Source organism: Salinivibrio sp. KP-1 (genome assembly GCF_000968645.1).
Classification (GTDB): Bacteria; Pseudomonadota; Gammaproteobacteria; order Enterobacterales; family Vibrionaceae; genus Salinivibrio; species Salinivibrio siamensis.
This window is the reverse complement of record NZ_LAQR01000036.1, coordinates 121,333-146,890: the sequence shown is the minus strand read 5'-3', so window position 1 is coordinate 146,890 and position 25,558 is coordinate 121,333. Positions and strand designations below refer to the sequence as shown.

The window sequence follows — 25,558 nt, the reverse complement described above, 5'->3', positions numbered from 1 at the left end:
CACGTATGATTATTGAACGGCTCAACGGCAACAGAACGGGAAATCTCAGGTGAAGTTCATAAAGCGTTTGCTTATCTTTGCACTGGTTTGCACAGTGCTTGGAGTCACTACAATCTTTGGGTTTTACCTGTATGTAAAACCTGACCTCCCCGATGTAGCGACACTAAAAAGTGTCGAACTGCAGACTCCGATGCAGGTCTATAGCGCCGATGGTGAGTTGATCTCCCAGTTCGGTGAAAAGCGTCGCATCCCAGTCATGCTCGAGGACATCCCTCAGCCTATGATTGATGCATTGATTGCCACAGAAGACAGTCGCTTTTACCAACACCCAGGGATTGACCCTATCGGCATTGTCCGCGCCGCGGTGGTGGTGGCGATGTCAGGTACGGCCAAGCAAGGGGCCAGTACTATCACGCAGCAGCTGGCAAGGAACTTCTTCCTCTCTAACGAAAAACGCATTATGCGCAAGATAAAAGAAATTTTTATCGCCGTGCATATCGAACAGCTGTTGAACAAAGAAGAGATCCTTGAACTCTATTTCAACAAAGTATTCTTAGGCTATCGTGCTTACGGGGTTGGCGCTGCTGCCCAGGTGTACTTTGGCAAAACCCTCGATCAACTGACCTTGAGTGAGATGGCGGTGATTGTCGGATTACCCAAAGCGCCCTCCACCATGAACCCTTTGTATTCGCTGTCGCGCGCCACCGATCGCCGGAATGTGGTGCTGGGGCGCATGCTTAAAGAGGGATATATTTCCAACGCCGAGTACCAACAAGCGAAGAACGAGCCGATCGTAGCCCGCTATCATGGGGCTGAAATTGAACTGTCCGCACCCTATGTAGCAGAAATGGCACGCGCATGGGCCGTTGAGCAGTTTGGCGAAGACGCTTATACCTCGGGGGTGCGTATTTTCACCAGCGTCGATGCCGATATGCAACGCGCCGCAAATGAGGCGGCAGTAGAAAACGTTCTCGCCTACGACCGTCGCCATGGGTTCCGTGGGCCAGTTGCCACGCTATGGCAAGCCCCTAGCCAACGTTGGCAACACCAGCGCATCGTTGATCACTTGGCCAAGCAACCCAGCTACGGCCCGCTAGAGCCCGCCGTCGTGATTGATGTCCAAGCTAAATCGGCGCAGGTTGTCGGACCCAATGGCCGTGAAATCGAACTGCCTTGGGAGGGACTTGACTGGGCGCGCCCTTATATCACCGATAGCCGTCAAGGTCCGGCCCCTCAACGCGCTGATGAATTCCTTGCCAGTGGCCAACAAGTGTTTATTCGCCAAGTGGATAACAGCTGGCATTTAGCCCAAGTCCCGACGACCAATACCGCACTGGTTTCCATGTCCCCCTCAACCGGAGCAATCAAAGCACTGGTGGGCGGATTTAATTTTGTCCATAGCAAATTTAACCGTGCCACACAGTCAGTACGTCAGGTGGGCTCGAGCATCAAGCCGTTTATTTATTCCGCGGCAGTGAATGAGGGCATGACACTCGCCACCCTGATTAACGACGCCCCCATTAATCGCTGGGATCGCAGTCAAGGCGTGGCATGGCGGCCGAAAAACTCGCCACCACGTTATGAAGGGCCACTGCGGGCGAGACTTGGTCTGGCACAGTCGAAAAACGTCATGGCCGTACGTGTCCTGCGTCGGGTGGGATTGGATGACGCTCTCGATTACCTCACCCGCTTTGGCTTTAAACGAGATGATTTACCGCGTGCAGAAGCCATTGCGCTTGGTGCGGGAAGCTTGACGCCGGTTGAAATGGCACAGGGCTTTAGCGTGTTTGCCAATGGTGGCTATTTTATGGAGCCCTTTATCATTGATCGGGTCGAAACCCCCTTTGGCGAGGAAATATATCGCGCCAATCCACCCATCATTTGTGATAACTGCGAACAAAAAGCAGAACAGGCCGATCCGTTTAATGAGCAGAATTTGCTAGAGAACGACGACACCACCACACAGCGTCATGCTAAACAAGTCATTGATGAGCAAAATGCATTTTTGGTACGTGAAATGATGCAAAGCAACATCTGGGGTGGCGGTGATTGGCGCTACGGGACAGGCTGGAATGGCACGGGCTGGCGCGCACAAGCGCTCAAGCGACGCGATATCGGCGGAAAAACGGGGACCACCAATGACTCCAAAGATACCTGGTACACCGGCTATGGCCCAGGGATTGTGACCACTGTGTGGGTGGGCTTTGATGATCACTCCCGTAAACTGGGTCGCACGACCCGTAATGCAAACTTAGGCGACGAGCGTCAGCCTATCCGCGGCGCGGAGTCGGGGGCCAAAACGGCGGAGCCAGCATGGATTGATTTTATGCAGCATGCACTCGCGGACGTACCTGAGCAGAATAAAACCGTGCCACCGGGGATCGTCAAAGTGCGCATTGACCGCGAAACAGGGCTGTTAACCAGAAAAACCGATCATACATCGATGTTCGAGTACTTTATAAAAGGCACCGAGCCAACCGAGTATGTGTCATCGCAATCAGATGGCAACATTTATGAGTCAGGCACAGAGTCGCTGTTTTAACTCTGTTACATCGTCAATAGCCGCATAAAATCAAGACGCCCGCATTCACGATGCGGGCGTCTTTTTATCTACGCGTCACGCGCCGCTCTAGTGACGAGTTCGATCATTCATCACGGCCGTCATTTGTTCATGGATGGCGTCAGCCAACTGCTCATAACGGCCACGTAATGGCGAGCCAGGACGGTAGTCGAGGGTGATTTGTCGCGACGGCGTCGGCGAGGTCGTCGGAATATACACCACACCATCTCGCTTATCAGCAGGCACGGACAATTGAGGCAACAAGGTGATCCCACTCCCCGCCGCAACCATGTTGCGCAAGGTCTCTAAGCTAGTGGCACGAAAGCGCTGATCTTCGCGCGCGCCCACTTTAAAGCAAAAACCCATCGCTTGGTCACGTAAGCAATGGCCATCGCCGAGCATTAACAAGGTTTCGCCTTGCAATACATCTAACGCCACCTCGGCACAATCGGCGAGGCGATGCTTTTCATTGACCGCGAGCAACATCGGCTCACTGTAAAGTGGGAGCTCTTTTAAATGCTGGGTTTCTTCTACAGAGGCCAAAATGATGCAATCGAGTTTGCCCTCTTCCAGTTGCTGCACTAACTGCTGCGTCTGTCCTTCGTGAATAAACAGCTCCAGCTCAGGGAAACGATCACGCAGTAGCGGGATAATTTTAGGCAGCAGGTAAGGCCCGACCGTAGGGATCAGACCGATATGCAAAGGGCCGGTCATACTTTCCCCTTGCTCACTGGCCAATTCGGTCAAAATTGTGACTTCCCGCAAGACGTTACGTGCCTGTTGTACTAACCTCATACCGGCATCGGTGAACAACACACGACGGCTGGTTCGCTCTAACAAACTCACACCCAGCTCATCTTCCAACTTGCGAATTTGCCCGCTTAAGGTCGGCTGGCTAACAAAGCAGGCTTCGGCCGCTTTACGAAAATGTCGATGTTCGGCCAAGGCGACCAAGTACTCCAAGTCACGAATGTTCATCTTTGTCTCTTCTATAGAGGATAACTATCAAAACCATAGCATTAAGCGATTAGAGCTATCAATTGCAATCGGTAATACTGATCCCATCAAAACGCGGCGAAGCACTCGCCCATTCACTTGAATCAATACTTGAATAAAAAGGACATCACCATGACAGCAACAAAAGAAGGTCAGCCAGTACCACAAGTTACTTTCCGTACTCGCGAAGGCGATCAATGGAAAGACGTCACGACCGATGACATTTTTGCCAACAAAACCGTGATTGTATTCAGCTTGCCAGGTGCATTTACCCCAACCTGTTCATCCTCGCACCTGCCACGCTATAACGAGCTGTATCCGGTGTTCCAACAGTACGGCGTCGATGACATTGTCTGTGTATCCGTCAACGATACCTTTGTGATGAATGCATGGAAAGCCGACCAAGACGCTGACAACATTCATGTCCTGCCTGACGGCAACGGTGAGTTCACTGATGGCATGGGGATGCTGGTCGACAAAAACGATCTTGGCTTTGGCAAACGCTCATGGCGCTACAGCATGCTGGTGAAAAACGGCGTGGTCGAGAAAATGTTTATCGAACCCAACGAACCAGGCGACCCGTTCAAGGTCTCTGATGCCGACACCATGCTGGGCTACATCGCCCCTGAGCACAAACTGCAAGACTCGATCACCGTGTTTAGTAAGCCAGGCTGCCCATTCTGTGCCAAGGCCAAACAAGCCCTGATCGATGAAGGCCTTCAGTTTGAAGAAATCATCCTCGGTAAAGACGCCACCACGGTTTCTTTGCGTGCGGTGAGCGGTCGCGCCACCGTGCCACAAGTATTTATCGGTGGCCGTCATATCGGTGGCAGTGAAGAGCTCGACACCTATCTAAATCAGTAATCCGCTGTTTGGGCGGCCTCTTCGCCGCCCGTTATTTTCCCAGGAGAAAGCAATGAAAACATTAACGGTTGATGTGGCTGTGATTGGTGGCGGAACTGCCGGACTCGGTGCTTATCGCGCAGCCAAAGCACATACGGATAACGTGGTGATGATTGAAGGCGGTCCCTATGGCACCACGTGTGCGCGAGTTGGCTGCATGCCTTCCAAACTGTTAATTGCGGCGGCTGAAGCGGCGCATCATATCGACAAAGCGCCCGGCTTCGGTGTGTACCCCGGCGGCACCACGGAAATTAATGGCCGTGAGGTGATGGATCGGGTGAAACGCGAGCGTGACCGTTTTGTCGGCTTTGTACTGGAAAGTGTCGATGACATTCCCGCTCAAGACAAAATCGACGGCTATGCGCGTTTTGTGGATGATCACACCTTAATGGTCGACGATCACACCACCATCCATGCTGATCGCATCGTGATCGCGACAGGTTCGCGCCCAAGCTGGCCGTCTGCTTGGGATCACCTTGGCGATCGTTTAGTGGTCAATGATGATATTTTTGAATGGGACGATCTACCTGACTCAGTTGCGGTATTTGGCCCGGGTGTAATTGGCCTAGAGCTCGGACAAGCGCTGCATCGCCTCGGGGTCGAGATGACCATGTTTGGCGTCGGCGGCCAAGTGGGCCCGCTGACCGACCCAGAGATCATGGCATATGCGGATAAAACCTTTAGCGAGGAGTTTTATCTCGACGCCGATGCCAAGGTGGAAGAGATGGTGCGTGAAGGCGATAAGGTACAAATCCGTTATCGTGATAAAGAGGGCGAAAGCCAACTGCGCTGGGTCGACTATGTAGTTGCCGCCACCGGTCGTCGCCCCAATGTCGACAAGCTAAACCTCGATGCGACCAGCATCAAAGTGGATGCCCGCGGCGTGCCAGTTGCCGATAGTTACACCCTGCAAACCACGGCACCACACATTTTTATTGCCGGTGACGCCAGTAACCAAATTCCGTTGCTGCACGAAGCGGCTGACCAAGCGCGTATCGCCGGTGACAACGCCGGACGCGGCAAAGATATCCGTGCCGGATTGCGCCGTAGCAAGCTCTCTGCAGTTTTCTCCGACCCACAAATCGCAATGGTGGGCGAAAGCTACAAAGCGATTACCGACCGTCTCGGCCCCTGTGGCTGCTTCGAAACCGGCGTGGTGTCGTTTGAAAACCAAGGCCGCTCACGAGTAATGCTGCGTAACAAAGGCTTGTTACACGTTTATGCCGAACAAGGCACAGGCCGTTTCCTTGGCGCCGAAATGATAGGACCGAACGCCGAACACTTGGCCCACTTGTTGGCATGGGCACATCAAAACCAAATGACCATTTCGCAAATGCTAGATATGCCCTTCTATCACCCAGTGATTGAGGAGGGGGTACGTACCGCATTGCGGGATGTGAATGCCAAGCTCAAACTCGGTCCTGAAATGATCAAACACTGCATGGACTGCGGCCCAGGCTGCTAATCCACTGCCCTTTTCGCCGACACTCGGCGCTTTACAGGCGCTGCCTGTTGCTTCCCCAAGCACTTGCTTACCTTTTGCCCTCCTCGTTGGAGGGCTTTTTTGTATCCGGCGGCCCACTGCGCCACAATAAGCTATCGCCATTACCGACCAAGAGACACCGCATGGCTTGCAAATACTGTCAGTCCGCGATTTGGCAACAAAAACTGGGACGCTGTACCCGTTGTATGAAACAACTGGCCGCCATGTGCGCGCTACTTTGGCCACTCTGGTGGTGGGGCTATGCCGACACGCCACGGCAAGTGGAGTCAATTGCATTGTTATTCGCCGCCGGCAGTGCCAGTGTGCTACTCACCCTGCATGTGGTGATTTATCCGTTTCGGCGCAATAAAAAACCCGCGCCGGAGCGCGGGTCATCAGACACACCAGACGATTAATCAGCCAGATCCGTGGCTTCGTTAATCACGTGGAAAATGTAGTTTTGCTCCACGGCCCCTTGGAACAACCACGCCATTGGACCACGCGCCATGATGGCCACATCTTCACCGGAGTGGGTTTCCGAACCGAGCTTAATCAAGGATTGCTGTTTGTAATCCAGCTTACGCACCTGCCCTTCTTGCAAGTTTTCACGCTCACCTTTCACCGCACCCGGGCCGTTGCCATAAGTAATCGTGGTATAGGTTTTACCAAAATCATCCTGATTCAAGCGCCCTTTTTGACGTGACAAGCCGAGAATAGGATTGCCCCGCTCCGCATAACCGTTCATCACCATGGTGTGGGCATGATCGGCGGTGACAATAATCAGGGTGTCTTCTGAGTTGGTTTTCTCTAAGGCCACTTTGATGGCATCGTCGTAAGCCAGCGTATCTTCTAACGCTCGCGCAGCGTTACCCGCATGGTGAGCATGGTCGATACGTCCGGCTTCCACCATCATCACATAGCCGTCCTGGTTGCGGCTGAGCATATCAATCGCCTTGCTGGTCATTTCCGCCAATGACGGCTCATCTTGGCTTTCACGGCGATCCGCTTCATATTTCATGTGGCTACTTTCAAACAAACCAAACACGCGTGATGTGGTCGCCGGATCGATGGAATCAAAACCGGATTTATCGAAAATGTATTGACCATCAGGGTGACGGGTTTGCCATGCCTCAATCAGGTTGCGTCCATCTTTACGCTTGCCCTTTTTGCCCTCAGGATCGACGCTATCGGCAGGAATAAATTCACGCCGTCCACCGCCGAACGCCACCTGAAAACCCTCCCCAGCATCAAAGTCGACAAATTGGCTGGCGATATCGGTACAGCCTTGGTTTTTGGCAATGTTGGGTAACTTGCTATCGTTCTCCCAATTGCGATCCGCACTGTGCGCGTAGGTAGTGGCCGGGGTGGCGTGGGTTAAACGGGCGGTTGAGATTAACCCTAATGCTTTGCCCTTCTCGCCCGCCATTTCAAATAAGGTTTTCGCTTCGTTACCTTTGGCGGTGCTGCAAAAACCACGCTGAACGTTATCGTCAACACTGATGATCCCGGCTTTGGTTTTCACCCCAGTGACCATCGCCGTCGCGGTGCCGGCAGAGTCAGGGGTTTGCATGTCAGTGTTATAGGTTTTGGCTAGCGCAACATGCGGCAGGCTTTCCATGCCAAGGCGGTTTTCCTCACCGGTTTGTCCTTGCTGCTGCCCCTGATAAATCCGCGCCGCGGTGATTGTCCCCACGCTCATGCCGTCGCCGACAAAGAGGATCACATTTTTGGCTTTGCCCGTGATAGGTGGGTTAGCTTTAGCGGCCGCCAATGCCGCTTGCGCGTCTTGATACCAGACATCGTTTTGCTGAGGCACTGCCGCGTGTGCAGTTGCCGCTAATAAGGCTGAGGCCACCGCGGCCGTAAGGATTGTCTTCACCACAAAATCTCCATTATTAACGAGAAAACGCGGGCATGATGGTCATTGCGCGTGACGCTTCTGTGACAAACCGTACAATGTAACAATTTGTAAGCAGCTAATTTTGATGAATTTTTTATGACGAGGACACAAAAAAAGCTGCGACTTAGTCAGCACGCAGCCTTAAGAAGGGATAACGACGACGCTGATATCGTCAGGCAATAGACGATGTCACCCTACTCCAGCGTAGAGAAGGTCGAGATCGTGGCTGGCCCGGCAATGTTATAGGTCAGTGCCACTTCGTCACAGGCGTGGAAGCGCGGACAGATTTCACAATCTTTCATCACTTTCTCAGGCAGTTGCGATTTCGACACCGGGGTAAAACCCAATTGAGTGAAAAACTCGGGCACCCGGGTGAGGACAAAGACTTGCTCAATCGCCATTTGCTTGGCTTTTTTAATCAAGTGCATCATCAGCGCCGTACCGTGACCTTGGCGCTGCCAGCCTGCTTCAACCCCTAAGGAGCGAATTTCTGCCAGCCCTGAGTCGTAAATATAGAGCGAGCCGCAGCCGGTGAGATCCCCTTGGTGCTCGGATACTGCAAATAGGCCGATATTACGCACCAATTCATGGCGATCACGAGGTAAGTTCTCCCCCAATTTCGCCCAATACACCACCATGCCTTCGATGGTATCGAGGTCGGTGAGCCTTGCCGAGCGCACCGTGACTTTGGGGGTAAAGCGCTTATCTAAACGCTTTTGCGCCTCTTGAATGGCAAAGCTGACCTGTTCAGGCGCTACCCCACCCAGCGCCCGACGTTGGGCCAAGCAAGATTCGATCGTGAGCATGGCATACACATCGTCTTCAATCACCGGTGAGAATTGCTGCAAGGTGGCAAGCGGTAAATCTTCCAGTCCACAACCTTGCTCAATGGCAGACACCACCGCCACGCCCACTATGTGGTGCGCTTCACGGAACGGGATCCCTTTGCTCACCAAATAATCCGCGAGCTCGGTGGCGTTGGCATGACCTTGCTGCGCCGCCTGCAAGGTTTTGTCGTTGTGAATGGTGATACCTTCAAAACACAAGGCGGCCATATCCAAGCAATCATGCCAAGTGTCCATGGCATCGAAGAGCCCTTCCTTGTCTTCTTGCATATCCTTGTTATAGGCCAGTGGCAAGGCTTTCACCGTCATCATCATCGCCGACAAGGTGCCATAGACACGGCCGGTTTTGCCGCGGATAAGCTCTAACGCATCAGGGTTTTTCTTTTGTGGCATCAACGATGAGCCTGATGTCACCGTATCGGCCAGCTCGATAAACCCGGATTCGCCCGAGTTATAGAAGATCATATCTTCGGCCATCCGTGATAAATGCAGCATTGATATCGACGCCGCAGACAGCATTTCCATCACATGATCTCGATCCGAGACTGAGTCAAGGCTGTTACGGGTGGCCCGTTCAAAGCCCAGTTGTTGTGCCAAGGCATCGCGATCAATCGGATACGCCGTGCCTGCCAGCGCCCCAGATCCTAACGGACAGGTATCAAGACGATTAAGCGCATCTTGTAAGCGGGTGGTGTCGCGCTCAAACATCTCCAGATAGGCCAAACACCAATGGGCAAAGGTCACTGGCTGCGCACGCTGCAAGTGGGTGTAGCCGGGCAACACGGTATCATGGTGTTGGCTGGCCACATCCACCAGCTGCTGCTGAAGCTTGTCGAGAGACAGCAAGATTTGCTGGCCTTGTTGGCGACACCAGAGCTTGAGATCCGTAGCGACCTGATCGTTGCGCGAGCGCCCGGTGTGCAGCTTTTTGCCCAAATCCCCGACTTTGTCGATCAGTTGCTGCTCGACCCAGCTGTGAATGTCTTCGGCCTCTGAGCGTAAGATTTGCTTCGGGTTTTCCATCACCGACAGCTTGAGCTCATTGAGCGCGAGCTCCAATTGCTGTTGCTCGTCATCACTCAGCACGCCCACCGAACGCAAGGCTTTGGACCAAGCAATGGAGCCCACAATGTCTTGCTCTGCTAAGCGATAGTCAAAGCGCAGTGAATCATTAAACGCTTGAAACCGTTTGTCTGCTGCCTGACTAAAGCGTCCGCCCCATAATGCCATGCTGTCTCTCCTTACTGCTCACGATGCTTTTTTAATTAGGATTGTTTTTGTTTGTTCAGCGTCCGAATCCGGCTCGACAGCGAATACAAACGGATAAAGCCTTCGGCATGGCTGTGATCGTAGACATCATCATCACCAAAGGTGGCAAAGTCTTCCGAGTACAGGCTGTTGGTCGAGCGTTTTTGTACCACAGTCGCTTGCCCTTTATAGAGTTTGATCACCACCTCGCCCGTTACCGGTGCGGCAAGGGAATTAGCCGCGGCAACAATCGACTGGCAAAGCGGCGTAAACCAACGACCATCATAAATCAGGTGAGACGCTTTTAAACCGAGCTCCTCACGGAACTGATAACTCTCTTTATCCAGCACCAGTTGTTCAACGCCACGCAGCGCTTCCATGATGATGGTGCCACCCGGGGTTTCATAGCAGCCGCGGGATTTCATCCCCACCAAACGGTTCTCAACAATATCAATCCGTCCCACGCCATGTTGGGCGCCTTTGTCGTTCAGCAGCGTCAGCACGTCATAAGGCGACATGGACTCACCATCGACCGAGACCACTTCCCCGCTTTGTACTCCCAAGGTGACAAACTCGGGCGTATTGGGCGCCTCTTCCGGTGCCACTGTCCATACCCAGCAATCTTGATTGGCCGCGGTCCAAGTATCTTCCAGGACACCACCTTCGGTCGAAACGTGCCAAGCATTGGCATCACGTGAATAAATTTTCTCAAGGCTCGCCGTACAAGGAATGTCACGGGCGGCCAAGTAATCGAGCAAGGCTTCACGACTGGTAAGATCCCACTCCCGCCACGGCGCAATCACTTTCAGTTGCGGCGCCAACGCGGAGAAGGTGCTCTCAAAACGGACTTGATCGTTCCCCTTGCCGGTACAGCCGTGGCAAAGTGCATCCGCCCCGACCTCAAGGGCACATTCGACCTGCGCTTTGGCAATGATAGGACGTGCCATCGAGGTGCCTAGAAGGTATTTGCCCTCATACACCGCCCCGGTTTTCAGGCTGGGGTAAATATAATCCGCCACCATTTCGTGTTTCAGATCGGCGATAAAACACTGTGATGCCCCCGAGGCGAGCGCTTTTTGCTCAATGCCTTCGAGCTCTTGTTCGCCTTGACCCACGTCAGCGACAAAGGCCACCACCTCACAGTCATAATTTTCTTTTAGCCATGGAATGATGGCCGAAGTATCCAATCCACCCGAATAGGCCAGTACAACTTTATTTACCTTGCTCATCTTGCTCTCCTTAAATCCTAAATCGACGGTGTCGTCGCGTCGTTATACGTCTAATTAACTGGCGCTAAACCGAGTGCCGATTTGCTGGCCATCGAATAATTGCGTGAGTTTTTCTGGGTAACGCCAGGTGGCAATCTCCACCGGTTTACCCAATTCGCGGGCGGCGGCAAACGCCGCGTTGACCTTGACCACCATGCCATCGGTGATCACCCCTTTTTCCATTAAGTGCTGCGCATCTAACTCGGTAAGGCAAGGCAGCAAGTGCCCTTTGCCGTCTAACACGCCGCTGACATCCGACAGCAACACCAGCTCCGCGCCAAGAGTGGTTGCCACCGCCACCGCCGCTTGGTCGGCATTGACGTTCATCAACTCACCTTGTTCACTGATGCCAATCGAGCTAATAATGGGGACACAATCCGCGGCCAATACCGCCTGCAGCAGGCTAGGATCTCCGGCGCTGGCTTCCCCCACAGCCCCCAGTTCAGGGTCCAGCTGGCTGACCTGACACAAGCCACCATCGGCCAAGCTCAAGCCACAGCTTTTAATCTTCGCCTTACGCGCTTCGGCTAACAGCAGCTTATTCGCCGTCCCGGCTAAGGCACCGGTGACATAATCAATCTGGTCGACTGGCGTGACCCGTAAGCCTTGTTTTTTCACACTGGTGAGGGCGAGTTTTTTCAACAGTTCATCGACCAAGTAGCCGCCACCGTGCACCAGCACTAGCGGGCGCTCAGCCTCACTGCGATAGGTGTTCATCGCGCCGAAAACCTTGGCGAGGGTCTCGCTGCAGCTCAGTGCTGCGCCGCCTAATTTAATCACTAATGGCGTTTTCATCCGTTTCTCCTAGACAATCGCTGTGGTTTCGGCAAAGCCAAACTTAAGGTTTAAACACTGCACGGCTTGACTGGCCGCGCCTTTAAGTAAGTTATCGATCGCACTGGTAAGGATCAGATGCCCATGCGCGGCCTGATAGCCAATATCGCAAAAGCCGGTATATTGCACCGCTTGCAGCTTGGCCACCTCACCGGCAGGAAGTACCCGTACCAGCGGCGCATCCTGATAAGCCTGGTTCAGTACCTGCCCCACCTCGGCCTCACTAGCACCTGGCGCTAATTTGGCGGTAATGGTGGCAAGAATGCCGCGTTTGTAACTGCCAAGATGCGGGGTGAAAATCACCGGCGTATCTAGGTGTGTGGCAATCTCTGGCTGATGACGGTGAGAAAACACCCCGTAGGCATTCAGGCTCACTTCACAAAAACTATTGGTCAGGCTCGCTTTGCGCCCCGCGCCCGTTACGCCACTGGTGGCATTGATCACCGGCCACATTTGTTTATCCAACAAGTCTGCATCCAGCAAAGGTTTGAGCGCTAATTGACTGGCGGTGGGATAACATCCCGGCACGGCTACCAGCTGCGCTGCAGATAATGCTTCCTGTTGCCACTCCGCCAAGCCATACACGGCTTGAGCCAGCCATGCCGGTGACTGGTGCGAAAAGCCGTAATTGGTAGGATAAAAATCCGCTTGATTGACCCGATACGCCCCCGACAAATCAAACACCACGCAACCTTGAGCCAGAAAAATCGGCGCTAATTCATGACTAACCGCATGCGCAGTGGCTAAAAACACCACATCGGCTTGCTTGGCCACATCCTGTGGCGAGGTCAAAGGCATCAGTGGCATATCCACTACACCACGCAATTGGCCGTGCAACGCGCTCACAGGACGATTAGCGTCTTCACTGCCTGCCGAGACATATAAACCGGCCAAGTGCAATTGCGGATGGCGATGGACAAGGGCGACAAGCTCGGCTCCTGTGTAGCCACTGGCACCGACAATAATGGTGTTAAGTGTCATGGGTGTCTCTCTTTATGGGTGTTTACGGTGTGCTGCGGGGCAGCATAGTATCGAGGGCGTAGCCAATAGCCACGCAAGGCAGGCTAGCGTCGTCGAGCAGAAAGGGCGTTGTATTTGGTGGCGAGTGGCATCATGGGTCAACTCTCAAAAATATTTTTATTCATAAATAGTGAATGGTTATTTTTTATCGTATTCCCGTTTGGACGTCAAGCACTAAAAGCGTAAAAAGTCACTTTTTATGTCTATTCATTCATATTAGAGCAATAATTCTATCTAATCATGCAAATCGCCCTGTCGCCATTCACGAGAAAGTCGCGATATAGCGGGCGCGGAGAAACCCTCGGAGGGCTGGCAAACCTAAAAGCTGAAACTTTTTTTCAGCTTTTGGGGTGGTGCTATGATAAGCATCAAATCCGCTGGCCAGTTTTCGCGCTAATTTGCGGTTAAGTTGACCCGATCGCGCAATATTCGCTAGATTGGTTCTTTACAGTCACAGTAGGATGTAACTTTGTTACAGAATGGATACGCTATGAACGAAAAGTACTCTGCCTTAAAAAGCAATGTCAGTATGCTTGGCCGTCTGCTGGGTAACACCATCCAAGATGCCCATGGTCCAGCACTCTTAGAAAAAGTTGAGGAAATTCGTCAGCTCTCAAAATCGGCTGCCGCTGGCAATCAGGACGATCATGCTAAGCTGAAAACCGTGCTGCAAAACTTGCCGGCTGACCAACTGCTTCCGGTCGCCCGCGCCTTTAGCCAATTTTTGAATCTGACTAATATCGCCGAGCAATATCACACCGTCTCGCGTCAATGCGACGCGTTGGAGTGCAGCCCGGACGCTATCGACGATTTACTCCGCCGTGTCAGCCAAGGTGAAATAAATGCCAATGACGCGCAACAAGCGATCGCCGATTTAAAAATTGAGTTAGTCCTGACCGCTCACCCGACCGAAATCGCACGCCGCACCACCATTCATAACTTGGTGCAAATAAATAAATGTTTATCGAAATTAGAGCTCAGTGAACATTTGGGGGCGGCAGAGCGTGCCAAAACTGAGAAACGTCTTGAGCAGTTGATTGCACAAGCATGGCACACCGATGTGATCCGCCAAGAGCGCCCTACCCCGCTTGATGAAGCCAAATGGGGCTTCGCGGTAATTGAAAATTCATTGTGGCAAGCAGTACCGGCGTTTTTACGCCAATTTGATCAGCAGCTTGAAAGCCACCTCGACATCAACTTACCCATTGATGCCAAACCGGTACAAATTTCCTCTTGGATGGGCGGCGACCGTGACGGTAACCCCTATGTCACCAGCGAGGTTACCCGTGAAGTGATGCTGTTGTCACGCTGGAAAGCGTCGGATTTGTACTTGCGCGATGTGCAGGATTTGATCAGCGAACTGTCAATGACACAGTGTGATGACACAGTGCGTGAAATGGCCGGCGAGGCGCACGAACCGTATCGCGCCATCCTCAAAACCATGCGCAGTCAGCTAACTCACACCTTGAACTACTTGGATGCCAAACTGAAAGGCGAACGCGCCTCTTCACAAGGGATCCTGACCGACACCCAGCAATTGTGGCAACCATTACTGGCGTGTTACCAGTCTCTCCATCAATGTGGCATGGGCATTATTGCCGACGGCAAGTTGCTTGACCTACTTCGCTGCGTGCAATGCTTTGGCGTACACCTGATCAAACTCGATATTCGCCAAGAAAGTACCCGTCATGCCGATGTGCTCTCAGAAGTAACCCGTTATTTGGGGATGGGCGATTACGCCCAATGGAGCGAGCAAGACAAGCAAGCCTTCCTGACTCGCGAGCTGGCGTCTAAGCGTCCGTTGTTGCCACGTGATTGGTCACCCTCGCCTGAGGTACAAGAAGTGATCGACACCTGTCGAGTAATTGCCGAACAGCCGCGTGAAGCCTTGGGCGCCTATGTCATTTCGATGGCTCGCACCGCTTCCGACGTGCTGGCCGTGCATTTATTGCTAAAAGAAGCCGGCTGTCCATTCCGCATGGATGTGTGTCCATTATTCGAAACCCTGGACGATCTGAACAATGCCGAGGCAGTGATTGGTGAGCTGCTGGCCATTGATTGGTACCGTGGCTTCACCCAGAACGTTCAAATGGTGATGATCGGTTACTCGGACTCCGCCAAAGATGCTGGAGTCATGTCCGCGGGTTGGGCGCAATATCGCGCCATGGAAGCCTTGGTCAATTTGTGTGATGAACAAGGGGTTAATCTCACCCTTTTCCATGGCCGTGGCGGGACGGTTGGTCGGGGCGGTGCCCCTGCCCACGCCGCCTTGCTCTCACAGCCACCTCGCAGCTTAAAAGGTGGCCTACGCGTGACCGAACAAGGCGAGATGATCCGCTTTAAATTGGGGCTGCCTGGTGTCGCCGTTAACAGCTTAAACCTGTATACCAGCGCGATTTTGGAAGCGAACTTGCTGCCACCGCCGGAGCCTAAGCAGGAATGGCGACAGCTGATGGACACCTTGAGTGACATCTCCTGCCAAGCCTACCGTGATGTAGTGCGGGGGCATGAGCAGTTTGTCCCTTACTTCCGCTCCACCACCCCTGAGCTTGAATTAGGCAAACTACCACTGGGATCGCGCCCTTCTAAACGCAACCCCAACGGCGGTGTGGAAAGCTTGCGCGCGATTCCTTGGATTTTCGCCTGGAGTCAAAACCGTTTATTGCTACCGGCTTGGCTGGGGGCTGGACAAGCGATCGATCACGCCATTGCAAAGGGCCACAAAGCCCAGCTGGAAGAAATGTGCCGCGAATGGCCGTTTTTCTCCACCCGCCTCGGGATGCTGGAAATGGTGTTTACCAAAACCAACCTAGACATTGCCAAGTACTATGATCAGCGCTTGGTCGATGAAAGCCTCTGGCCGCTAGGTGAATCCTTGCGTGAGCAATTACGCCAAGATATTCAGGTGGTGCTGGCGGTGGAAAACAGCGATAACCTGATGGAGCAAAATCCGTGGGGGGCTGAAGCGATTCGCTTACGTAATATTTATGTCGAGCCGCTCAACATGCTGCAAGCCGAACTGTTATACCGCACGCGTCAGCAAGAGGATCCGGACCAATCACTCGACGATGCCTTGATGATTTCCATCGCGGGGATTGCCGCCGGCCTACGTAATACCGGTTAAATCACCGAGCACCAAGCCGTACCTCAGGGTACGGCTTTTTTGTTTCCGTATCGATTTGTCGTGTCACGGCAACCGCTGCTCGTTTTTTTTAGCTAAAGCGTCAGCGAATGCTTGCTGTTGCATTGATAATATTATTACTATTGAAGGTCGCACTGACGCGACCCAACAACGCAAAGGAATTGCCATGAAAGACGAAACCCTCTCGATTCATCACGGCTACCAGACCGACCCCACCACCAAATCGGTGGCGACACCTATCTATCAAACCGTCGCTTACGAGTTTGATAATGCCCAACACGGCGCTGATCTATTTAACCTCGATGTGCCAGGCAATATCTACTCACGGATCATGAACCCGACCAACGACGTGTTGGAACAACGGGTGGCGGCATTAGAGGGGGGGATCGCAGGGCTTTGCGTCAGTGCCGGTGCGGCCGCCATCACCTATGCGATTCAAACACTTGCCAAGGCCGGTGACAACATCGTCGCCACGCCACAGCTTTATGGTGGCACCTATACCTTGTTTGCCCACATGCTCCCCGAGCAAGGCATCGAGGTGCGTTTTGCCGCGAGTGACGACGCCAGTGCGATTGAGGCGCTGATCGATGACAACACCAAAGCGGTGTATTGCGAGTCGATTGGCAACCCTGCTGGCAATATCGCGGATATACCGGGTTTTGCCAAAATCGCACACGCGCATGGTGTCCCTTTGGTGGTCGACAATACCGTGGCTACGCCCGTTTTGTGTAAACCCATTGAGCATGGCGCCGATATCGTGGTGCACTCGCTGACTAAATACATTGGCGGCCATGGCACCACCCTTGGCGGCATGATTGTCGATGGCGGTACCTTTGACTGGGTGGCCCATCAAGCCCGCTTCCCGCAATTCTCACAACCGGAACCGGCCTATCATGGCGTGGTTTACAGTGAGACCTTTGGTCCTGCGGCGTTTATTGCCCGCGCACGTACGGTACCGCTGCGTAACAGTGGCGCAGCCCTCTCGCCGATGAATGCTTTTATGTTGATGCAAGGCTTAGAAACCTTGAGTCTGCGGATGGAGCGCCACTGCGAAAACGCCAAAGCCGTGGCCGATTACCTTGCCCAACACCCCGCCGTCTCGTGGGTGAACTATGCGGGTCAGTCCGCTCACCCACATTATACCCGCGCCCAGTCACTGATACGCGGTGGGCTGCCCGCGTCATTGCTGTCATTCGGCTTAAAGGGTGGCTTTGATGAAGGGGTGAAATTTTATGATGCGCTTAATCTGTTCAAACGTTTAGTGAATATCGGTGATGCTAAATCGCTGGCTTGTCACCCCGCCTCGACGACCCACCGCCAACTGAATGACCAGGAGCAAGCCAAAGCCGGGGTAACGCCAGAGATGATCCGTCTTTGTGTCGGCATTGAGCATATCGATGACATCATTGCCGACTTGGAACAAGCCTTGGCGACGGTGAAATAGCCCAAAGAAGGCTAGCCGCTGCCAGGAAACAATCGTTGTACAAACAAAACTGTGGATATAAGAGATGTCACTCCCCCATGTAATACTGACAGTGCTAAGCAACTGCGAGGCCACGGGTTATGATATTACCAAGGCGTTTTCCACCACCATCAGCAATGTGTGGAAAGCCAGCCATCAACAGGTATATCGTGAACTCAATAAGCTCGCCGATCGAGGTGCTGTCACCTACCGCCTGGAGCCGCAAGTCGGTAAACCCGATAGGAAGGTCTACGCCATCACACCTGTCGGCACTGAGATGCTTGAGGCGTGGTTTATTCAAACACCCAAGTTAGCCCCACCACGTGACGAGTATGTCGCCAGACTACTCAGTTGTGATGTACTCGACCCAGCTCCCATGCTGGATCATGTGAATAACTTGATTGCCGAGTCTCAGCAGCTGCTTAATCACTATACGCTACTGGAACAGCGTGAATATGGCCAAGTCACTCTGCTCACGTCACAACAACGTTTAATGCGCCTCGCACTGCGACGCAGCATCCATCAACGTCGTGCATGGATGGCATGGGCGCAGGAAGTGCGCGACGAGCTCACTATGCTCGCCGCCAGTGCTTAATCACTACAACAAACACAACACGCAACCTAATACGCCCCGACATAACTGGGGCGTATTTTTTAAGGCGTGACCGCAAGCGGACGAACCCCTAAGGTATGGCACAGGGCATACGTCAATTCCGCACGGTTGAGGGTATAAAAGTGAAAATCTTTCACGCCTTCACGGCTTAGCACTCGCACCATATCAAGCGCAATAGAGGCGCCCACCATCTGACGCGTGACAGGATCATCCTCCAGCCCTTGATACTGTTTGTGCATCCACTGCGGCACACGCACATTGGTCATCTTGGCAAAGCGCGACGCCTGCTTAAAGTTAGAGACGGGCAAAATCCCTGGGACAATTTCCACGTCAATCCCGGCGGCAACACAGCGATCACGAAAACGTAGATAACTTTCGACATCGAAGAAAAACTGCGTAATCGCCCGGCTAGCACCGGCATCCACTTTTCGCTTGAGGTTAATTAAATCCGCCTGCGCGCTTTTCGCTTCTGGGTGCACCTCAGGGTAAGCGGCAACCGAGATATCAAAGTCATGCTCTTCTTTGAGCAAACGGACTAAATCGACCGCGTACATATCCGGCTTCTTCTCCGGCGATGGCAAGTCGCCACGCAACGCCACAATGTCACGGATGCCATTTTGCCAATAATCACGGGCAATATGACGGAGCTCATCTTCAGTGGCATCAATGCAGGTTAGATGGGGCGCCGCCGCGATACCAGTCTGGTCATGAATGCTTTTCACGATGTCATGGGTGCGATCACGCTCCCCGGAGTTGGCGCCATAGGTCACCGACATAAACTTAGGTTTGAGTGCTTTTAAGCGATGTACTGAGTTCCAGAGGGTTTCTTCCATACTTGGGGTGCTGGGAGGAAAAAACTCAAATGAGACATTAATATCGCCATCTAAGTCAGCAATGTTCTGATTGAGTGCATCAATGTGGCCTGCGTGCGTGTAGCTCATATCCTCTCCCTGACACCGAACGACGCTGTTCAGTATGCCTGTGTCTGCTCTACTTTGATTTATACGTTTAGACGTCCATATGTCTAAAGACTGTCGCGATTCGGCTAAAATGTCAACGATACAAGCCATGAAAAAAACTCATGGTGTTATGAAGATAGACTAAGCAGCTATCAATGCGCACATGACAACGCGGCTAACGATACAAAAAAGCTGCCTACGCAGCGCGCAGACAGCTTGATCACGGTTATCCATAGGTGGGTTAGTGAAGGCGACTTATCAAGCGATTTAAATCGGATTGAATGGCGCCCGCTGTGACATCGCGTCCCGCACCTGGTCCACGAATCACCAGGGGATTCTCGCGATACCATTGGCTCTCAATCGCAAACACATTGTCACATGGCAACAAGTGAGCGAGTGGGTGCTCGCTGGGTAGGGTTTCTAGGCTCACATGGGCGTTGCCGTTAACCTCCAAGCGCGCGACATAACGTAGCACTGACCGGTTTTTATGCGCTTTGTCTAATCGCTCCTGAAGCCGTTCATCCATTTGGTGTGCATTGTCAAGAAACGCATCCAAAGACAGATTAGCCAGTGATTTAGGCACTAAGGATTCAACCTTAACCTGCTCTGGCTCGAGCGCCATGCCCGCTTCGCGTGCCAAAATCACCAATTTACGCACCACGTCGGCACCGGAGAGATCATCACGCGGGTCAGGCTCGGTTAGGCCTTGCTGCCAAGCTTGCTCAAGCAGGACACTAAAGGGAACCTCGCCACTGAATTGCAAAAACAGCCACGACAAGGTTCCAGAAAAGATCCCAGACAACGCCAAAATCGTGTCACCACTTTCACGTAGATCTTGTACCGCGTAGTTAATCGGCAACCCCGCTCCCACGGTCGCATTGTAAAGCCAATGGCGGCCGGTTTTGCTAAATGCCTGCTGAATCGCGTGATACTGCTCGGCGGGTGCGGCGCCCGCCTCTTTGTTGGCAGAGATTAAGTGAAAGCCATGCTCGGCAAGTCGCGGGTATAAATACGCCAATGACGCACTGGCGGTGACATCCAACACAATCACATCATCATACGGGTGGTTAAGTAGACGGGTGAGCCACTCATCATCAAAATAAGGCTCGCAACGCTCATCAAACCCATCCAACACCCGCGAGGCATCAATGCCGGCAAAATCAAGCCATTGGTTGCGACTGTCCACCACTGAAATCAGTGACACTTCCTTGCCATGACGCTTTTCCAAGTGTGATTTTTGCTCGGCAAAGAGGCTTAGCCAGCGGGTACCAATATTGCCTTTCCCCACCAACACCAAGCCGATACGGCGTTGAGCTTGAAACAAGGCATCATGCAAGCTGGCGACGAGGGCTTGAGTGTGTACTTGGCGAAGGATAGCAACCATGCTGAGCCCAGACGCTGACTCACTGATAAACTCCACCGGTTGGGATTTGAGTTGTTGATAAAAGCCATGGCAATGAACGGGGTTGTTCACCACGCCTGCCCCCACGGCCGCTACCATGGTAAAGCCTTCACGTAGTTTGAGCTCAGCGGAGAGGCCAGCGTCTTGGATTTGCGCCATCACCAGAGCAACCACTTCCGTAGTAAATGCCAACAAAATTCGATATTGATCATCTTGGTAATCGGTTGCTAATGGCTGTACTTTTAGCTGTGACAAAATCCGGCTGAGCTCTTGCTTTATCGCCTGAAAATCCTGGCCTCGGGCCACATCGAATTGCAGCAAACTCACATCATCCAACGCCGTAATGATCTTGGCGCCACGCCCGGTCGCTAATACACGCTCAATGCGTGTTGAGCCACTATCCGGCGCATGCGTACAACGTAAAGTCAGGTCGGTGGCACTTTGCGCCACCGGCTGTAAGGTTCGGCTATGCAGCACGGGGGCGGCAAGACGCGCCAGCTCACCCGCCTCATCAAGACGGATTAAAGGCAACAAACACGCATTATCAACATGACGTGGATCCGCGCTATACACCCCGGCAACATCACTCCAAATGGTCACACGGCTCACTCCGGCCAACGCACCCAGCACAGTGGCCGAATAATCAGAACCATTGCGACCAAGCAGCACGGTTTCTCCCGCTTGGTTTTGCGCCATAAAGCCGGTGATCACCACATGAGTGTGGCTGTGTTGCGAAAGCTGATTTTGCAGCAAAGGCCAAGACGCACCGCGATCCACTTCTGGCTGAGCGGCACGCTCGGCGCGCAAACACTGGCGTGAATCTAACATCACCGCTGCGCGCTGATGCTGAGTGAGTAGTTGAGCCAATAGACGCGCCGACCATACCTCACCAAAACCTTGTACATACGCTTTGTCACTTTCACTCAGGCCGTTATCGCCCAGCGAAGCGATGGTGGCGATATCGGCGTAAAGTGCATCCACCAGCTGCTGCTTGGGTTCACCATCAATCAAGTTCTCAATCAAGTCTTGCTGAAAGGCGCGCACCGCTTGCAAGGTCTCATGCGCCACTCGCCCATCCTTGTCTAACTGTGCTAACCACATGATCAGCTGGTTAGTGGTTTTTCCTGCCGCGGACACCACGATTAAGTCTTGCTGGCTCGCATGCGCGGTCAATACATCGACCACGCGACGATAGCAATCAGGGCTCGCAAGGCTACTGCCACCAAACTTGTGCAATTGGCGTGGTGACTCGGGGGACGTTTCCGTCGGTTGCGCATGCATGGCAAGGTCTCTCTTAATGTCTATCGATCTCGGTAAAGGGGCGCGCACTGAAGCGCAGCCTCTATGGGGTGCCACCCTCTAAACGGGCAAAGGCGTTCGCCAAATCGGCAACCAAATCTTGCGCATCTTCTAATCCAATGGAAAAACGCAACAAGGTCGGTGCGATGCCCGCCTCCGCTTGCGCGGCGTCACTCATGGCTCTGTGTGTCATCGAACCAGGGTGCGTCACTAAGCTTTCTACCCCCCCGAGAGACTCGGCGAGGGCAAATAACGTGAGGCCATCAATAAATCGCGCCACACCGGCTTGGTCTGTATCCAATTCTAAGCTCAGCATGCTACCAAACCCCGCTTGCTGGCGCGCAGCAATTTGGTGGCCAGGGTGAGAGGCCAACCCGGGGTAGTAGATTTTCCGCACTGCCGACACCGTTTGCAGGTAGCTAAGTACCACTTCAGTGTTGTGTTGGTGTTGTTTAACGCGTGCACCCAATGTGCGCAACCCTCGCAGTGTCATATAACTGTCAAATGCATTGCCCGTCGCCCCTAAGCAATTTCCCCACCAAGCCAATGTCTCGGCAAGTTCACTGGTCGCGGCGATCACCGCGCCACCGACAATATCAGAATGGCCATTAATAAATTTGGTGGTCGAATGCACCACCATATCCGCGCCCAGCGCAAAAGGCGTTTGCAAAGCTGGCGATAAAAACGTGTTGTCGACCACCACCCAAGCCCCCACTTGATGGGCTTTTTGGCATATTTCTGCGATATCGACCACGCGTAAGAGTGGATTGGATGGGGTTTCCACCAGCACGAGCTTGGGCTGTTTAGCCAATGCCTGGTCCAACGCATCATGGTCCGATTGATCGACAAAACTTACCTGCCAGATCCCTTGTTTGGCACGCGATTCGAGCAAGCGATAGGTGCCGCCATAACAATCATGTGGGGCGACAATATGCTCGCCAGCCTCCAACAGAGATAGCACCAAGTTTATCGCCGACATCCCGCAGTTGGTCACCACCGCACCTGCGCCCCCTTCTAAGTCAGTCAGCGCTTGTTCGAGCTGCGCACGCGTTGGGTTGCCGCCTCGCGCGTAGTCGTAAGTAGGCACATCACCCAGTGCCGGAAAACGGTAATTGGTCGATAAGTACAGGGGAGGCACCACCGCATGGTGCTGGGTGTCAGTCCCAATCCCGGTCCGAACGGCGATAGTGTCGGTTTTTTTCTCAGTCATGATCTATCCTTGCTAGTCTGGTTTGCGCATGGTGGGCGTGATCCAGGTTTCATACTGCCACCTTACCCTGCGCTTTTTGGGACGTCAACACTTCTAGACGTCTATACTCCTTTGCATGTGGCGGTTAATATAGCTAAAATCTCCGCAGCATCATTCTGGGTATTCCATAATCAAGATAGGTGAGACATGGCGCAGTGGAACGGCGACTACATTAATCCGTATGCCGAACATGGTAAAAAGAAAGAGCAGGTAAAGAAGATCACCGTCTCTATCCCATTAAAAGTACTAAAAATTCTTACCGACGAGCGTACTCGTCGTCAGGTGCAAAACCTACGTCATGCGACCAACAGTGAGTTGTTGTGTGAGGCATTTCTTCATGCCTACACCGGCCAACCACTACCAACCGATGACGATATCCGTAAGGATAAACCCGACAGCATTCCCGCTGAAGCACGTCGGATCATGGAAGAACTTGGTATCGAGTTCGACGATAGCGAATACTAAAAAAACCCGCCGATTGGCGGGTTTTCTGTATTGATAGGTGCTCAGTACAGCCTTCTCAGGCTCTATTCCACCGCGCTTTTCCTAACGCTCAAGCATTACGCCTTGTCGAGCATATAGTTTTCTGGCATCTCGATACGAGCCACGCCGGTTTCCACGGCGGCCAGCGCTACCGCGCGGGCGACCTTAGGTAATAAACGCGCGTCCATTGGCTTGGGAATAATGTAATCAGGGCCAAAGCTTAGCGAAGACAAACCGGCGGCGTCTAATACCGTTTGTGGGACAGGCTCTTTGGCTAGGCTGCGAATGGCTTCTACCGCTGCCAACTTCATCGCATCGTTAATTTCACTGGCACGTACATCCAATGCGCCACGGAAAATAAACGGGAAGCAGAGCACGTTATTGACCTGATTCGGGTAATCCGACCGCCCGGTTCCCATGATCAGATCATCGCGTACTTGATGCGCCACATCCGGATGGATTTCAGGATCTGGGTTCGAGCAGGCAAATACCACGGGTTTATCTGCCATCAGCTTCAAGGCGTCGGGTGAGAGCAAGTCTGGACCGGAGACGCCAACGAACATATCCGCGCCCTCAATCACATCTTCGAGGGTACGCTTATCCGTGTTATTGGCAAACAGCTGCTTGTATTTGTTGATGTCGTCACGACGCGTATGGATCACGCCTTTACGATCCAACATATAGATTTTTTCCCGCTGAGCGCCACATTTTATTAATAGCTCCATACAGGCAACAGCCGCTGCGCCTGCGCCCATGCACACCACCGTCGCCTCGCGGATATCTTTGCCTTGCAGCTCAAGCGCGTTAAGCATGCCGGCAGCGGTGACGATGGCCGTGCCGTGTTGATCATCATGAAATACAGGCACTTCGCAACGTGCAATTAATTGTTTTTCAATCTCAAAACAATCTGGGGCTTTGATATCTTCGAGATTGATACCGCCAAAGGTATCCGCGATGTTCGCCACGGTATCCACGAATTCATCGATAGTACGGTGTTTGACTTCAATGTCGATCGAGTCCAAGCCAGCAAAACGCTTGAACAATAAAGCTTTACCTTCCATAACAGGCTTAGAAGCCATGGGGCCTAAATTTCCTAGCCCCAAAATCGCGGTGCCGTTTGAGACCACCGCCACCATGTTGCCTTTACCCGTATAGCGGTAAACCGCATCCGCATCTTGCGCTATCTCACGCACAGGCTCAGCAACGCCAGGACTATACGCCAACGCGAGATCCGCGGCCGAGTCAGCAGGTTTGCTCAATTCAACAGAAATTTTTCCGGGAGTAGGGTATGCATGATAATCCAGCGCTTGCTGGCGTTTATCGTCCGACATCTAGTGTTCCTAATTATTATCGTGAAGGGGAAACTAATATCGACAGGGAAGCGTCACCGATATTAGTCAGACACTCTACAAACCACACAGGGAAGGTTTGTATAATAAAAAAGATGGTAACGCAGGGAGCAAACGTCCACCAGTACTAACAGCGCATTCGCGATGATGCTCGGACCTGTTGTCCGATGACAGGGACGATACGATCAAAAAAGGGACGCTGATGCGTCCCTTCTCTGTATTCGGTCAATAGCGGCTTATTTTTTGCTGCTAAGGGCACCGAAACGCTTCTTAAAGCGGTCAACACGGCCACCGGTATCAAGGATACGCTGCTTACCAGTGTAGAATGGGTGGCACTTGTCACACACGTCTAGGTAAATGTCTTTGCCTAGGGTTGTGCTGAACGCGAATTCGTTACCGCAAGAGCATTTTGCTGTGACGGCTTTGTACTCTGGATGGATACCAGCTTTCATAGGGATAACCTCATCTTAAAGGCCGTGTCGCTCTCCCGATCCTAAGCCGGGCACCACACGTCGTTAACAAACATTTTCTAAGGCGCGCAAT

At 52.9% G+C, this 25,558-nt stretch carries 19 protein-coding genes; 8 read left to right on the top strand and 11 right to left on the bottom strand.

Annotated features, from left to right (window positions below; translation table 11 throughout):
* Positions 1-49 precede the first annotated feature (49 nt).
* Positions 50-2,542 (top strand): penicillin-binding protein 1A, encoded by a 2,493-nt coding sequence (locus tag WN56_RS09415; RefSeq protein ID WP_046074754.1) that lies wholly within the window; start codon positions 50-52, stop codon positions 2,540-2,542.
* 87 nt (positions 2,543-2,629) lie between these two features.
* Here WN56_RS09415 and oxyR read toward each other — a convergent pair whose 3' ends face one another.
* Complete coding sequence (gene oxyR, locus WN56_RS09410; RefSeq protein WP_046074753.1) at positions 2,630-3,538, bottom strand: DNA-binding transcriptional regulator OxyR; 909 nt, start codon at positions 3,536-3,538, stop codon at positions 2,630-2,632.
* 150 nt (positions 3,539-3,688) lie between these two features.
* Here oxyR and WN56_RS09405 point away from each other — a divergent pair, with 150 nt between their 5' ends.
* From WN56_RS09405 to WN56_RS09395, 3 genes are all read left to right on the top strand, one after another.
* Entirely contained in the window at positions 3,689-4,420 is a 732-nt protein-coding gene (locus WN56_RS09405) for a glutathione peroxidase (protein WP_046074752.1), read from the top strand.
* 52 nt (positions 4,421-4,472) lie between these two features.
* A complete protein-coding gene (locus WN56_RS09400) occupies positions 4,473-5,924 on the top strand; it encodes a dihydrolipoyl dehydrogenase (protein ID WP_046074751.1) in 1,452 nt (483 codons plus the stop codon).
* A gap of 161 nt (positions 5,925-6,085) precedes the next feature.
* Complete coding sequence (locus WN56_RS09395) at positions 6,086-6,358, top strand: DUF3624 domain-containing protein (protein ID WP_046074750.1); 273 nt, start codon at positions 6,086-6,088, stop codon at positions 6,356-6,358.
* Here the strand turns inward: WN56_RS09395 and WN56_RS09390 are convergent.
* The 5 genes from WN56_RS09390 to argC all read right to left on the bottom strand — a co-directional run bounded on the left by WN56_RS09390 (position 6,355) and on the right by argC (position 13,018).
* Complete coding sequence (locus WN56_RS09390) at positions 6,355-7,821, bottom strand: alkaline phosphatase (protein ID WP_108743417.1); 1,467 nt, start codon at positions 7,819-7,821, stop codon at positions 6,355-6,357. The two genes, WN56_RS09395 and WN56_RS09390, sit on opposite strands and share 4 nt — an antisense overlap.
* 215 nt (positions 7,822-8,036) lie before the next feature.
* Positions 8,037-9,917 carry an argininosuccinate lyase gene (argH, locus tag WN56_RS09385; protein ID WP_046074748.1) on the bottom strand — a complete coding sequence of 627 codons (1,881 nt, stop codon included), beginning with the start codon at positions 9,915-9,917 and terminating at the stop codon, positions 8,037-8,039.
* 35 nt (positions 9,918-9,952) lie between these two features.
* Complete coding sequence (locus tag WN56_RS09380) at positions 9,953-11,164, bottom strand: argininosuccinate synthase (RefSeq protein WP_046074747.1); 1,212 nt, start codon at positions 11,162-11,164, stop codon at positions 9,953-9,955.
* Positions 11,165-11,218: 54 nt separating this feature from the next.
* The gene (gene argB, locus WN56_RS09375; RefSeq protein ID WP_046074746.1) at positions 11,219-11,998 is read right to left on the bottom strand and encodes an acetylglutamate kinase; all 780 of its coding nucleotides are present in this window, start codon (positions 11,996-11,998) and stop codon (positions 11,219-11,221) included.
* 9 nt (positions 11,999-12,007) lie between these two features.
* The gene (gene argC / locus WN56_RS09370) at positions 12,008-13,018 is read right to left on the bottom strand and encodes an N-acetyl-gamma-glutamyl-phosphate reductase (RefSeq protein WP_046074745.1); all 1,011 of its coding nucleotides are present in this window, start codon (positions 13,016-13,018) and stop codon (positions 12,008-12,010) included.
* A gap of 529 nt (positions 13,019-13,547) precedes the next feature.
* Here argC and ppc point away from each other — a divergent pair.
* The 3 genes from ppc (at position 13,548) to WN56_RS09355 (ending at position 18,256) form a co-directional block, all read left to right on the top strand.
* Complete coding sequence (gene ppc / locus WN56_RS09365; protein WP_046074744.1) at positions 13,548-16,181, top strand: phosphoenolpyruvate carboxylase; 2,634 nt, start codon at positions 13,548-13,550, stop codon at positions 16,179-16,181.
* 184 nt (positions 16,182-16,365) lie between these two features.
* A complete protein-coding gene (locus WN56_RS09360; protein WP_046074743.1) occupies positions 16,366-17,643 on the top strand; it encodes an O-acetylhomoserine aminocarboxypropyltransferase/cysteine synthase family protein in 1,278 nt (425 codons plus the stop codon).
* A 64-nt stretch (positions 17,644-17,707) separates the two neighbouring features.
* Positions 17,708-18,256, top strand: coding sequence for a PadR family transcriptional regulator (locus tag WN56_RS09355; protein ID WP_046074742.1), 549 nt, complete (start codon positions 17,708-17,710; stop codon positions 18,254-18,256).
* 59 nt (positions 18,257-18,315) lie between these two features.
* Here WN56_RS09355 and metF read toward each other — a convergent pair whose 3' ends face one another.
* The 3 genes from metF to metB form a co-directional block, all read right to left on the bottom strand.
* Positions 18,316-19,215 carry a methylenetetrahydrofolate reductase gene (metF, locus tag WN56_RS09350; RefSeq protein WP_046074741.1) on the bottom strand — a complete coding sequence of 300 codons (900 nt, stop codon included), beginning with the start codon at positions 19,213-19,215 and terminating at the stop codon, positions 18,316-18,318.
* A 259-nt stretch (positions 19,216-19,474) separates the two neighbouring features.
* The gene (locus WN56_RS09345; protein ID WP_046074740.1) at positions 19,475-21,916 is read right to left on the bottom strand and encodes a bifunctional aspartate kinase/homoserine dehydrogenase II; all 2,442 of its coding nucleotides are present in this window, start codon (positions 21,914-21,916) and stop codon (positions 19,475-19,477) included.
* A gap of 61 nt (positions 21,917-21,977) precedes the next feature.
* A complete protein-coding gene (metB, locus tag WN56_RS09340) occupies positions 21,978-23,144 on the bottom strand; it encodes a cystathionine gamma-synthase (RefSeq protein WP_046074739.1) in 1,167 nt (388 codons plus the stop codon).
* Between the two features lie 186 nt (positions 23,145-23,330).
* Between metB and metJ the strand changes: the two genes are divergently transcribed.
* On the top strand, positions 23,331-23,648 hold the full coding sequence (metJ, locus tag WN56_RS09335; RefSeq protein ID WP_046074738.1) for a met regulon transcriptional regulator MetJ: 318 nt from the start codon (positions 23,331-23,333) through the stop codon (positions 23,646-23,648).
* Between the two features lie 95 nt (positions 23,649-23,743).
* On the opposite strand, the gene WN56_RS09330 is transcribed toward metJ, so the two are convergent.
* Entirely contained in the window at positions 23,744-24,997 is a 1,254-nt protein-coding gene (locus tag WN56_RS09330) for a malic enzyme-like NAD(P)-binding protein (RefSeq protein ID WP_046074737.1), read from the bottom strand.
* A gap of 254 nt (positions 24,998-25,251) precedes the next feature.
* Positions 25,252-25,467, bottom strand: coding sequence for a 50S ribosomal protein L31 (gene rpmE, locus WN56_RS09325; RefSeq protein WP_046074736.1), 216 nt, complete (start codon positions 25,465-25,467; stop codon positions 25,252-25,254).
* Positions 25,468-25,558 lie beyond the last annotated feature (91 nt).

Coding starts and splice junctions, on each gene's coding strand:
- oxyR (WP_046074753.1), bottom strand. CDS start 3,538: ATGAACATTCGTGACTTGGAGTACTTGGTCGCCTTGGCCGAACATCGA.
- WN56_RS09405 (WP_046074752.1), top strand. CDS start 3,689: ATGACAGCAACAAAAGAAGGTCAGCCAGTACCACAAGTTACTTTCCGT.
- WN56_RS09400 (WP_046074751.1), top strand. CDS start 4,473: ATGAAAACATTAACGGTTGATGTGGCTGTGATTGGTGGCGGAACTGCC.
- WN56_RS09395 (WP_046074750.1), top strand. CDS start 6,086: ATGGCTTGCAAATACTGTCAGTCCGCGATTTGGCAACAAAAACTGGGA.
- argH (WP_046074748.1), bottom strand. CDS start 9,917: ATGGCATTATGGGGCGGACGCTTTAGTCAGGCAGCAGACAAACGGTTT.
- WN56_RS09380 (WP_046074747.1), bottom strand. CDS start 11,164: ATGAGCAAGGTAAATAAAGTTGTACTGGCCTATTCGGGTGGATTGGAT.
- argB (WP_046074746.1), bottom strand. CDS start 11,998: ATGAAAACGCCATTAGTGATTAAATTAGGCGGCGCAGCACTGAGCTGC.
- argC (WP_046074745.1), bottom strand. CDS start 13,018: ATGACACTTAACACCATTATTGTCGGTGCCAGTGGCTACACAGGAGCC.
- ppc (WP_046074744.1), top strand. CDS start 13,548: ATGAACGAAAAGTACTCTGCCTTAAAAAGCAATGTCAGTATGCTTGGC.
- WN56_RS09360 (WP_046074743.1), top strand. CDS start 16,366: ATGAAAGACGAAACCCTCTCGATTCATCACGGCTACCAGACCGACCCC.
- WN56_RS09355 (WP_046074742.1), top strand. CDS start 17,708: ATGTCACTCCCCCATGTAATACTGACAGTGCTAAGCAACTGCGAGGCC.
- metF (WP_046074741.1), bottom strand. CDS start 19,215: ATGAGCTACACGCACGCAGGCCACATTGATGCACTCAATCAGAACATT.
- WN56_RS09345 (WP_046074740.1), bottom strand. CDS start 21,916: ATGCATGCGCAACCGACGGAAACGTCCCCCGAGTCACCACGCCAATTG.
- metB (WP_046074739.1), bottom strand. CDS start 23,144: ATGACTGAGAAAAAAACCGACACTATCGCCGTTCGGACCGGGATTGGG.
- metJ (WP_046074738.1), top strand. CDS start 23,331: ATGGCGCAGTGGAACGGCGACTACATTAATCCGTATGCCGAACATGGT.
- WN56_RS09330 (WP_046074737.1), bottom strand. CDS start 24,997: ATGTCGGACGATAAACGCCAGCAAGCGCTGGATTATCATGCATACCCT.
- rpmE (WP_046074736.1), bottom strand. CDS start 25,467: ATGAAAGCTGGTATCCATCCAGAGTACAAAGCCGTCACAGCAAAATGC.